The following is a 10,770-nucleotide window of genomic DNA, read 5'->3' as shown; positions in this document are numbered from 1 at the left end:
CGTCCTGACGGTGACGGCGGCACGCTGCCCGCCACCCCGCAGCCGACGACCTCCGCGCCGTCGGCGAGCCCGTCCCCCACCCCGTCGCCCTCGCCCTCGACGTCGCCGTCGCCGTCGCCGTCGCCGTCGGCGTCGCCCTCGACGACCGGCACCGCGACCGGCACCGTGGCGGCGACGCTCGGGATCTACGTCGTGGGCAGCAACGGCGGTGAGCAGGCCCGGCGCGGGCTCGTCCGAGAGTTCTCGACGCTGACCCTGCCCAAGGACGCCACCGAGTCGGACCGAGCCACCCTCGCGGTCGTGGAGTCGATCCGGAGCACGGACGGGCGGACGGACCCCTGGAATGGCGTGGCTCTCGACAGGGTGGTCGTGGAGCGTGGGCGGATCACGATCGACCTCGTCGGACCCGGAGGGACCGCACCCGACGCCCGGGCAGCCGAGCTGGCGGTCTCCGCTCTCGTGTGGTCGGCGCAGGCGGCCGTCGGTCGCGGCGACCTGCCGGTGACCGTCCGCGCAGCCGGCGGGCAGCGCCTCTTCGGGCAGCTCGACCCCGCGCGCACCTGGACCCGCGCCGGCACACCACCGGAGTTTCTCTGCGACATCTGGGTCGACAGCCCGGCCCGCGGCGCGTCGGTGCGTGTCACGCAGCCGGTCGTCGTCCGCGGGCAGGCCGTCGCGTTCGAGGCCGCCCTCAAGTGGGACCTCCGGCGCGGGTCGACGGTCGTCAAGGACGGGTTCACGACGGCCTCGATCGGAGCGCCGTCACGAGGCTCGTTCTCGGTGGACCTCGGGCGGCTCGACGCCGGCAGCTACACCTTCCGCGCGTTCACGACGTCCGCGAAGGACGGGTCGGTCTTCGCCGAGCGGACCGTGACGTTCACGGTGCGGTGATCAGCGCCAGCGCGTGGCAGCACTGAGGACGGCGAGCGCAGCCGGGCCGGCGCTCGACGAGCGCAGCACCGTGTCGCCGAGCCGGACGACGTGGGCGCCGGCCGAACGCAGGGCCTCGAGCTCCTCCGGAGCGATCCCGCCCTCGGGGCCGACGACGAGGAGGACGTCGCCGTCGTCGGGGAGCTCCTGCGCGGCGAGGGGCACGTCTGCGTCCTCGTGCAGGACGTATGCCGTCGCACCGGTCCCGATGCGAGCCGCCAGACCCGCGGTGGTGACGACGGGTGCGAGGACCGGGCGGCGGGGACGGCGTGACTGCTTCGTCGCGCCGACGAGGACCGCGTCCCACTTGCGCCACGCCTTCTCGCCACGATCGCCACGCCACTGCACGATGCTGCGTCCGGCCTGCCACGGGACGACCTCGTCGACGCCGAGCTCGGTCGCGGCCTCGATGGCCTGGTCGTCGCGGTCCCCCTTGGCGAGGGCCTGGACGAGGACGAACCTCGGCGAGGGCTCGGGTGCGGTCGCGACGTCGTCGACCCGAAGCGTGAGCTCGGCACGGTCGACGGACTCGACGGTGCCCGTGACGACGCGGCCGGCGCCGTCGGCGATGCGGAGCTGCTCGCCGGTCCGGGTGCGGCGGACCGTGGCGGCATGGCGACCCTCCGCCCCGTCGAGGACGACGAGGTCACCGGCTGCGGTGGCGTCGAGCGTGCCGGCGGGCACGAGGTAGAGCGCCAGGCTCATCGCCCACTCCCCCGTCGTCCGCGCCGACCGTCCGTCCCGACCGCCCCACGTGCCGACTTCTTGCGCAGGAGCGACACGAACGGGCCCGTTCCGGGGCCTCCGGTGTCGCTCGTGCGCAAGAAGTCGGACATCAGCGGGCCTTGAAGGCGTCGCGCAGCTTGCCGAAGATCGACCCGTCGGTCGGGTCCGCGATGTGCCCGGTCGGCTTCTCCTCCCCGCGCAGGGCGGCGAGCCGACGGAGCAGGTCCTCCTGCTCGGAGGTGAGCTTCGACGGCGTGGCGACCATGGCGTGGACGACGATGTCGCCGCGCCCAGACCCGCGCAGGTGGGTGACGCCGAGCCCGCGGAGACGGATCTGCTCCCCCGACTGGATGCCGGCGCGGACGTCGAGCTCCTGCTCGCCGTCAAAGGTCTCGAACGGGACCGTCGCACCGAGCGCGGCGGCCGTCATCGGCAGCTCGAGCGTGGCGTGGAGGTCGTCGCCCTGGCGCTGGAAGCGCTCGTCACGACGGACCGCGACCTCGACGTAGAGGTCACCGGCGGGCCCGGCGCCCGGGCCGACCTCGCCCTCGCCGGCGAGCTGGATGCGGGTGCCGGTGTCGACACCCGCGGGCACGCGGATCGTCAGCGTGCGGCGCGTGCGGACCCGGCCGTCGCCGGAGCACTCGTAGCAGGGCGCCTCGATGACCTGACCGGTCGCCTGGCAGTTGACGCAGGGACGCGAGGTCATGACCTGGCCGAGGAAGCTGCGCTGGACGCTCTGCACCTGGCCCTGCCCCTGGCAGACGTCACAGGTGCGGGTGCCGGTGCCCGGCTGGGTGCCCTCGCCGTGGCAGGTGGAGCAGCCGACGGCGGTGTCGATCGTCAGGTCCTTCTCGGCGCCGAAGACGGCGTCGACGAGGTCGAGGTCGAGGCGCACAAGGGCGTCCTGGCCGCGGCTCTGGCGCGAGCGCGGACCGCGGCCCTGCGCTGCACCGGCACCGGCTCCGAAGAACGCGTCCATGACGTCGCTGAACGAGAAGCCCTGCCCGAAGCCCGCAGCGCCGGCACCGGCATACGGGTCGGCGCCCATGTCGTAGCTGCGCTTCTTCTCGGCGTCGGAGAGCACGTCGTAGGCCTGCGAGACCTTCTTGAACTGCTCCTCGGCCTCGGGGCCGGGGTTGACGTCGGGGTGGAGCTTGCGGGCCGCGCGACGGTAGGCCTTCTTGATGTCGTCGGCGGTCGCGTCACGGGCCACGCCGAGGTCGGCGTAGTAGTCGTTCACTTCGGTGGACGTCCTTCGCTGGGGGCTGTTCGGTTCAGGGGAAGCGGCACAAGGTGCAAGGTCCGGGAGTCACCCGGTCATTCCGCGAGGATGCGGCTGACGTACGTCGCGACGGCGCGCACGGCCGCCATCGTCGTCGGGTAGTCCATCCGGGTCGGGCCCACGACGCCGAGACCGGCGACGAGGTCGGAACCCGCGCCGTAGCCCGAGGTGACGAGCGACGTCGTCTGCAGGCCGGCATACGGGTTCTCGGCGCCGATGCGGACGGCGACGGCGGAGCCCTGCTCGGTCACGGTACCAAGCAGCTTGAGGAGGACGACGTGCTCCTCGAGGGCCTCGAGGACGGGCCCGATCGAGCTCGGGAAGTCCTCGCCCGAACGGACGAGGTTGGAGGTGCCGGCCATGACGACCCGCTCCTCGCGCTGCTCGACGAGGACCTCGGTGAGCTCGGCGGCGATCGCGGCGAGGAGCCCGCGCGCGGCGGGGTCGACCTGCGTCGGGAGCTCGCCCAGACCGCCGGCGGCGTCGGCGAGCGTCTTGCCGACGGTCGCGCCGTTGACGTCGGAGCGGAGCGAGGCGAGCATCCGCTCGGACTCGGGGTCGGCGAGGTCCATGCCGGTCTCGAGGATGCGCTGCTCGACCCGGCCGGTCGTCGTGATGAGGACGACGAGCAGTCGCGAGGCGCCCAGCGGCACGAGCTCGATGTGGCGGACCGAGGACCGCGTGAGCGAGGGGTACTGGACGACGGCGACCTGGCGGGTCAGCGATGCGAGGAGCCGGACGGTGCGGTCGACGACGTCGTCGAGGTCGACGGCTCCGTCGAGCAGCGTGCTGATGGCTTTGCGCTCCGGGCCGCTCAGCGGCTTGACCGTGCTGAGCCGGTCGACGAAGAGCCGGTAGCCCGCGTCCGTGGGTATGCGGCCGGCGCTCGTGTGCGGGGCGGCGATGAGCCCCTCCTCCTCGAGGACGGCCATGTCGTTGCGCACGGTTGCGGCGGACACCCCGAGCGAGTGGCGCTCGAGCAGGGCCTTGGATCCCACTGGCTCGGACGTCTCGACGTAGTCCTGGACGATCGCTCGCAGCACCGCGAGCCGACGGTCCTCACTCACGCGCGACACCTCCTCCCGTTGCTGGCACTCATGCTTGGTGAGTGCCAATTCTACGTCTACCCTCGCGCAGGTGACTGATCGCTACGGCTCGGACGTGCTCGCAGGCGACTGGAAGGCACCCCGCGGCGGGCGCTCCACCCCGCTCGCCGCCGAGAACGGCGTCGTCGTCGAGGACGTCGAGACCGGGTGGGTCGGCGCGGTCGTGCGCGTCGAGAAGGCCGGTGGCATCCACGTCGTGCACCTCGAGGACCGTCGCGGCCGCACCAAGGCCTTCCCGCTGGGGCCGGGCTTCCACGTCGACGGTCGGCCGGTGACGCTGACGAAGCCCGAGGCGGCGAACAGCGCGCGTCTCGCCGAGGCGCGCCAGGCGGCGTCGCGCACCGCGAGCGGCTCGCGCACCGTCCAGGGCGTCAAGGCCAAGGTCGCGAGCGCCTCGCGGATCTTCGTCGAGGGCACCCACGACGCCGAACTCGTCGAGAAGGTCTGGGGCCACGACCTGCGCGTCGAGGGCGTCGTCGTCGAGCCCCTCGACGGCGTCGACGACCTCGAGGCCGCGATCCGCGACTTCGCCCCCGGTTCCGGCCGGCGCATGGGCGTCCTCGTCGACCACCTCGTCCCCGGCACGAAGGAGACGCGCGTCGTCGAGGCGGCCTCGCGGCTCCAGCCCTACGCCCCGCACGTGCTCATCGTCGGCCACCCCTATGTCGACGTGTGGCAGTCGGTGCGTCCGCAGCGGCTGGGCATGGACGCCTGGCCGGTCATCCCGCACGGCACGTCGTGGAAGCACGGCATCTGCGCCCACCTCGGCTGGCCGCACGACACCCAGGCCGACATCGCCCGCGCGTGGAAGCAGATCCTCGGCACCGTGCGTTCCTACGCCGACCTCGAGCCGTCCCTCCTCGGTCGCGTCGAGGAGCTCATCGACTTCGTCACCGCGCCCTGACGGTCGCCGACCCAGACCTCGTATGCCGTCGACGCGCCTCCCGTGACGTCAGCGCGCCTCCCGCGGCAGGGTCACCCCTGACCGCACCCCGAACGCACCCCGAAGTGGGGATCAACGAGGGCTGCGATGGGTTTGACTGGGTGACAGCACCCCGTCCCCTGAAGGAGGACACCATGAGCACCACTCCGGACCCCGAGTTCCACGGACAGCACCGTCCGGACCCGACCGCCGACCCGTCGACCGAGCCGGCCGCGCCGCAGGCGCAGGCTCCCCAGGCGGTTCCGCAGGCGCAGGTTCCGCAGGGGCAGGTCCCGCCGCCGCCCGCGCCGCAGGGCTCGGTCCCGCCGCCCCCGCCCAGTCAGGGCTACTCCCAGCCCCCGCCGCAGCCGGCCTACCCGCAGGGCGGCTACCCGCAGGGCGGCTACCCGCAGACGAGAGCGACCCACCCCGGCCAGGCCACGGCATACGGTCAGCAGGTCCTCGACCCGGCCCAGCAGCGGCAGTGGGGCATGTTCGCCCACCTCGTGCCGCTCGTCGCGATGGTGCTGAGCGCCGGCCTGCTCGGCTTCGTCGGCTCGCTCGTCATCTACGTGCTCTACAAGGACCGAGGCGACTTCGTCCGCCAGCACGCGGCGAACTCGCTCAACATCCAGATCCTCACCGGCATCGTCCTGCTCGTCTCGCTACCGCTCATGCTGGTGCTCGTCGGGTTCCTCACCTACTTCGCCGCGCTCGCCGTGGCGTTCGTGCTCCACATCATCGGAGCGCTGCGCGCCAACGAGGGCCAGCTGTGGACGCCGCCGATGACGCCGTCCTTCGTCAAGTGAGCCACGCCCCCTGACTGCACCCGACTGATTGCCCATCTGGGACACCGAGCGCCAGCGAGGCCTGTCCCAGATGGGCAATCAGTCGGTCAGACGCCGCCCTTGAGGAGCAGGCCACCGTCGACGACGACGAGCTGGCCGGTCATCCACGCCGCGTCGTCGGAGAGCAGGAAGGCGACGACCCCGGCGATGTCGTCGGGCACACCGAGCCGGCCGAGCGGGTAGCCCGCCGCGACCTTCTCCTCGCGCCCCTCGTAGAGCGCCGTCGCGAACTGCGTCTTGACGACGGCCGGTGCGACCGCGTTGACCCGCACCGTCGGACCGAGCTCGACCGCGAGCTCCTCGGTGAGGTGGGTGAGCATCGCCTTGCTCGCGCCGTAGAAGCCGATGCCCGGCGCCGGGCGGACCCCCGCGACGGACGAGACGTTGACGACCGCCCCGCCGCGCTCCTCGAGTCCCGCCCGCACCGCCTTCTGGACCCACGACAGCGCCGCGATGCAGTTGACCTCGACGATCTTGCGGGCCGCGTCGAGGTCGAGGTCGACGAGCCGTCCGTATGCCGGGTTGATCCCGGTGTTGTTGACGAGCAGGTCGACGGGTCCGAACCTCTCGGCGACCGCGGCGAGCACCTCGTCCTGGTGCGCCGGGTCGTCGGCGCGCCCGGCGACGGCCATGGCCACCTCGGGGCCGCCGAGCGACTCGACCGCCGCGTCGAGCGCCTCCTGCTTGCGGGCGGTGACGCAGACGCGGGCCCCTTCGGCGACGAGCCGTTCGGCGATGGCGAGACCGATGCCCCGGCTCGCTCCGGTGACGATCGCGGTCCGGCCCTCGAGCCGGCGGCTGTGCGTGGCAGTCATGCGCGCCACCCTACGAGTGCCGCCGGAAGGGCTCGCGAGCCCCACGTGCCGACCCGAGCCCTGTTGACGAGGCTCGGGAACAGCAGCTGGGCTCGCGAGCCCAGTTGGCCCGGATCATCGTGCTCTCGGTCAGGAGCCGAGGCCGAGGAGGCGGCGAACGACGGTGTCGGCGAGCAGCCGGCCACGGAGGGTGAGGACGACCCGCCGGTCGCGGACCGCGGCGGTCCCGTCGACGAGACCGTCGGCGACGAGACCCGCCACCGCACGCCGACCGACCTCGTCGAGGTCGTCGACCACGAGCCCGTCGCGCACCCTGACACCGAGCAGCACCCGCTCGTCGCGCACCTGCTCGTCGGTGAGCGTCTCGCGCCCGGCCGCCGGCGAGGCACCCGACGTGAGCCGGCCGGCATACGCCCTGGGGTGCTTGACGTTCCACCACCGCACGCCGCCCACGTGGCTGTGCCCGCCTGGACCGACTCCCCACCAGTCGCCGCCGGTCCAGTAGCCGTCGTTGTGGCGGCAGCGCCCGGCCGGCGTGCGGGTCCAGTTGCTCACCTCGTACCACCCGAACCCGGCTGCGGACAGCACCTCGTCGGCGAGCTCGTACTTCGTCGCCTCGTCGTCGTCGTCGGGCCGCTCGACCTCACCCCGGCGCACCTGGGCCGCGAGCTTGGTGCCCTCCTCGACGACGAGCGCATAGGCCGACACGTGGTCGGGCTCGAGCGCGACGGCGGCGTCGAGCGAGCGGCGCCAGTCGTTGACCGACTCTCCCGGCGTGCCGTAGATGAGGTCGACGCTCGTGACCAACCCCGCGTCACGGGCCCCCGCGACCGCCCGACCGACGCCCGCGGGGTCGTGGGTCCGGTCGAGCGTGGCGAGGACGTGCGGGACAGCCGACTGCATGCCGAGCGAGACCCGCGTGAACCCGCCGTCGGCGAGCTCGCGCAGCGACTCCGGCGTCACCGAGTCGGGGTTGGCCTCGGTCGTCACCTCGACGTCGTCGGCCAGACCGAACCGCTTGCGTATGCCGTCCACGACCCTCACGAGGTCGGCCGCCGGGAGCATCGTGGGCGTGCCGCCACCGACGAACACCGTGTCGACGCGGGGCACGCCGCCGCCGAGCACGGTGGCCGCGAGGTCGAGCTCGGCCAGTGCGGTGTCGGCGAAGGTCGACGTGCTCGCCCCGGGCCCGAGCTCGGTGAGCGTGTAGGTGTTGAAGTCGCAGTAGCCGCAGCGCACCCGGCAGAACGGCACGTGCAGGTAGATCCCGAACGGCCGGCCCCCCAGCCCCGAGAGCGCCTCCGGGGGCAGCTCGCCGGAGGCGGGTGCGGGATCTCCATCGGGCAGGCGGGGCACCGACGAATCCTCCCACCCTCGCTGGGATGGGCCCGCCGGGAGGTCGCCGGGCGGCGTGTCCAGTGCGACACGCCGACGCCGAGAAGATTCCGCGGAGAAGTTCGACCGAAAGGCTTGCGCACCCGCCGGAGCCGCGACTAGAAATACCCCTACGCACTCACTTCGGTGAGAGCGTCGAAGCAGGAACTTCGGTTCGTGTTTCGTCGAGGGCCTCGGAAACTCATACTTTCCGAGGCCCTCACCAATGTGCCGGATCATGGTGTGCCACAACGGGATTCGCGCCGCAAAAATCTCCGGACATTCTTTCCCGAAGGGCTTGCGGACCCGGACCGGAGCGACTAGAAATGTCCTACGACCCCACTTCGGTGGGAGCGTCGAAACAGGAACTTCGGTTCGTGTTTCGTCGAGGGCCTCGGAAACTCATACTTTCCGAGGCCCTCACCTTTGTGCCCGATAGGTTGGCGCGCGTGCGCATCCTTACCGACGCCGACGTGCGTGCCTGCCTCCCACCGCTCGTCGAGGTGGTCGACCTCGTCGCGGACGCCCTCACGGCACTCGCCGAGGGCCGCGCCGACGTCCCGCCCAAGCCCACGGTGCGCACCTCCCCCGGCATGTTCGCCAACGCGATGCCGGCTGCCTACCCGGAGCGCGGCCTGCTCGGCTGCAAGTGGATCAGCCTCGTCCCCGACAACCCGGTCCGCGGCCTGCCGACCGCGACCGGCGTCATGGTCGTCAACGACGGCACGACGGGTATGCCGTCCGCCCTCCTTCCGGCTGCCGAGCTCACCGCGGTGCGTACCGCCGCCGTCACCGGCGCCTGCGTCCGCGCGCTCGCCCCACCGGACGCGCGGGTCGCGTTCCTCGGGGCCGGGGTCCAGGCGGCCTCGCATCTGCGGGTTCTCGAGGCGCTCGGCCATGAGGAGGTCCATGTCTGGGCCCGCCGGCGTGAAGCGGTCGAGACCCTGGCGACACGGACGCGAGAGGTCGCACCCGGCATACGAGTCGTGCCGTCGGCATCACGGGAGGCCGCCGTGCGCGACGCCGACGTGGTCATCACCGGCCTCTCGATCGGCCTCACCGACATGGCGATCCCGGTGACGTGGCCGCGCGAGGACGCCCTGCTCCTGCCGATCGACTACGCGAGCTCGGTCGACGCCCGGCTGGCCGACACCGGGGTGCTCGCATCCGACGACCCGGCACAGTTCGCGGCCGTCCGGGAGGTGCGTGGCAAGCTCGACGGATATCCCGCAGCGACCGCTTGGACCGGTCACCTGCTCCGGTCGGGGCGGCCCGAGGGCCGCCTCGTCGTGTCCAACCTCGGCACCGGAATCACCGACCTCGTCGTCGCCGACGCCGTGGTGCAGCGCGCCGAGGCGGCCGGAGCCGGCAGCGTCGTCGACCTCTGAGCGACCTACGATGGCGGCGTGAGCGAGAACCGGATCCCCGACGTCTCCGCCACCGAGCGCTGGATCGAGCTCGAGGGGGTCGTCAACATGCGCGACTCGGGCGGGCTGCCCACGCGCGACGGCGGCACCGTCCAGCCGCTGCGGCTGCTCCGCTCCGACAACCTCCAGGACCTCAGCGAGGACGACGTCCGCCATGTCGTCGAGGTCCTCGGCGTGAGCGACATCGTCGACCTGCGCAGCGACACCGAGGTGAGCACCGAGGGCCCGGGACCGCTCTGGCACGTCGAGTCGCTCACGCACCACCACCACTCGCTCTTCGCCGACGGGCGTGCGGTCACCGCCGAGCAGGCGCTCGCCGTGCCGGAGCACTCGACCCGACCGGTGCGGGATGCCACCTTCTGGTCCGAGCACTACCTCGGCTACCTGGCCTCCCGGCCCGACTCGGTCTCCGCCGCCCTCGACGTCGTCTCGCGCAGCAGTGGTGCCACGGTCGTGCACTGCGCCGCGGGCAAGGACCGCACAGGCACGGTCGTCGCCCTCGCCCTTGCCGTCGCCGGGGTCCCGCACGAGGTCATCGTCGAGGACTACGCGCTCACCGGCGAGCGGATCGAGAAGATCATCGCCCGCCTCATGCCGCGCGACCTCTACGGCACCGCCCTGCGCCAGCAGAGCGTCGACGACCAGCGCCCCCGCCCCGAGACGATGCAGACGATCCTCGACACGCTTCAGGAGGAGTTCGGCGGCGCGACCGGGTGGCTCAGCCAGCAGGGCTGGGCCGACGGGGACATCGAGCGGCTGCGCACGCGGCTCACGACGTGACGCGCCTGCCGGTCCTCGCCGCTCCCGAACCCGACACCCGCCCGCGCAACCGGCGGCGGGCGATGCGGGTCCTCCTCGTCGACGAGGAGGACCGCATCCTGCTCTTCCGCGACAGCGACCCGGGCATCACGCCCGTCCCCGTCTTCTGGATCACCCCCGGCGGCGGGGTCGACCCGGGAGAGAGCGACCTGCAGGCCGCCGTGCGCGAGGTCGCCGAGGAGACCGGACTCGCGATCGGTGAGGACGACCTCGTCGGTCCGCTTGCCGCACGGGTGGTCGTCCACGGCTACAGCGACGTCGTCACCACGCAGGACGAGCAGTTCTGGTTCGTCCGGTGCAGGTCGTTCGAGGTGTCGACCGCCGGGCACACCGAGGTCGAGCTCGCGACGATGACGGCCCACCACTGGTGGAGACGGGACGAGCTCGAGGCGACGACCGAGGAGATCTGGCCCCGCGACCTGCTCGCCATCCGCGACCTCGTGCCCGAGCCAGGAACGGCTCCCCGAGAGCCGCTCGACCTCGGTGACGTCGACGAGTCGACGGTTGCGCCGGCCTGA

At 72.5% G+C, this 10,770-nt stretch carries 11 protein-coding genes; 6 read left to right on the top strand and 5 right to left on the bottom strand.

Annotated elements, in window-relative coordinates; genetic code table 11:
* Positions 1-165 precede the first annotated feature (165 nt).
* On the top strand, positions 166-891 hold the full coding sequence (locus N798_RS15685) for a Gmad2 immunoglobulin-like domain-containing protein (RefSeq protein WP_035950260.1): 726 nt from the start codon (positions 166-168) through the stop codon (positions 889-891).
* On the opposite strand, the gene N798_RS15680 is transcribed toward N798_RS15685, so the two are convergent.
* The 3 genes from N798_RS15680 to hrcA form a co-directional block, all read right to left on the bottom strand.
* The gene (locus N798_RS15680) at positions 892-1,635 is read right to left on the bottom strand and encodes a 16S rRNA (uracil(1498)-N(3))-methyltransferase (protein WP_035950257.1); all 744 of its coding nucleotides are present in this window, start codon (positions 1,633-1,635) and stop codon (positions 892-894) included.
* Between the two features lie 130 nt (positions 1,636-1,765).
* Complete coding sequence (gene dnaJ / locus N798_RS15675) at positions 1,766-2,899, bottom strand: molecular chaperone DnaJ (RefSeq protein ID WP_035950254.1); 1,134 nt, start codon at positions 2,897-2,899, stop codon at positions 1,766-1,768.
* 77 nt (positions 2,900-2,976) lie between these two features.
* Positions 2,977-4,008 carry a heat-inducible transcriptional repressor HrcA gene (gene hrcA / locus N798_RS15670; protein ID WP_035950252.1) on the bottom strand — a complete coding sequence of 344 codons (1,032 nt, stop codon included), beginning with the start codon at positions 4,006-4,008 and terminating at the stop codon, positions 2,977-2,979.
* A 70-nt stretch (positions 4,009-4,078) separates the two neighbouring features.
* On the opposite strand from hrcA, the gene N798_RS15665 reads away from it, so the two are divergent.
* Positions 4,079-4,951 (top strand): DUF3097 domain-containing protein, encoded by an 873-nt coding sequence (locus tag N798_RS15665; RefSeq protein WP_035950249.1) that lies wholly within the window; start codon positions 4,079-4,081, stop codon positions 4,949-4,951.
* Between the two features lie 173 nt (positions 4,952-5,124).
* On the top strand, positions 5,125-5,778 hold the full coding sequence (locus N798_RS18800) for a DUF4870 domain-containing protein (protein ID WP_084100860.1): 654 nt from the start codon (positions 5,125-5,127) through the stop codon (positions 5,776-5,778).
* An 86-nt stretch (positions 5,779-5,864) separates the two neighbouring features.
* On the opposite strand, the gene N798_RS15655 is transcribed toward N798_RS18800, so the two are convergent.
* Positions 5,865-6,632, bottom strand: a complete 768-nt coding sequence (locus N798_RS15655) for an SDR family oxidoreductase (protein ID WP_035950247.1) — start codon at positions 6,630-6,632, stop codon at positions 5,865-5,867.
* 129 nt (positions 6,633-6,761) lie between these two features.
* On the bottom strand, positions 6,762-7,988 hold the full coding sequence (gene hemW / locus N798_RS15650; protein WP_035950244.1) for a radical SAM family heme chaperone HemW: 1,227 nt from the start codon (positions 7,986-7,988) through the stop codon (positions 6,762-6,764).
* Positions 7,989-8,455: 467 nt separating this feature from the next.
* Between hemW and N798_RS15645 the strand changes: the two genes are divergently transcribed.
* The 3 genes from N798_RS15645 to N798_RS15635 are packed head-to-tail and all read left to right on the top strand — an operon-like array spanning position 8,456 to position 10,770.
* A complete protein-coding gene (locus N798_RS15645; protein ID WP_035950241.1) occupies positions 8,456-9,394 on the top strand; it encodes an ornithine cyclodeaminase family protein in 939 nt (312 codons plus the stop codon).
* Between the two features lie 18 nt (positions 9,395-9,412).
* On the top strand, positions 9,413-10,213 hold the full coding sequence (locus N798_RS15640; protein WP_052117444.1) for a tyrosine-protein phosphatase: 801 nt from the start codon (positions 9,413-9,415) through the stop codon (positions 10,211-10,213).
* A complete protein-coding gene (locus N798_RS15635; protein ID WP_052117443.1) occupies positions 10,210-10,770 on the top strand; it encodes an NUDIX hydrolase in 561 nt (186 codons plus the stop codon). The genes N798_RS15640 and N798_RS15635 overlap by 4 nt, the downstream gene beginning before the upstream one ends.

The organism is Knoellia flava TL1, assembly GCF_000768675.1.
In the GTDB taxonomy this organism is placed as follows: domain Bacteria; phylum Actinomycetota; class Actinomycetes; order Actinomycetales; family Dermatophilaceae; genus Knoellia; species Knoellia flava.
Note: the sequence above shows the minus strand (reverse complement) of the source record. Positions and strands in the feature narration are given on the sequence as shown.

Bases quoted from the DNA above. Each gene is read 5' to 3' on its own strand.
- N798_RS15680 (WP_035950257.1), bottom strand. From the start codon at position 1,635: ATGAGCCTGGCGCTCTACCTCGTGCCCGCCGGCACGCTCGACGCCACC.
- N798_RS18800 (WP_084100860.1), top strand. From the start codon at position 5,125: ATGAGCACCACTCCGGACCCCGAGTTCCACGGACAGCACCGTCCGGAC.
- N798_RS15655 (WP_035950247.1), bottom strand. From the start codon at position 6,632: ATGACTGCCACGCACAGCCGCCGGCTCGAGGGCCGGACCGCGATCGTC.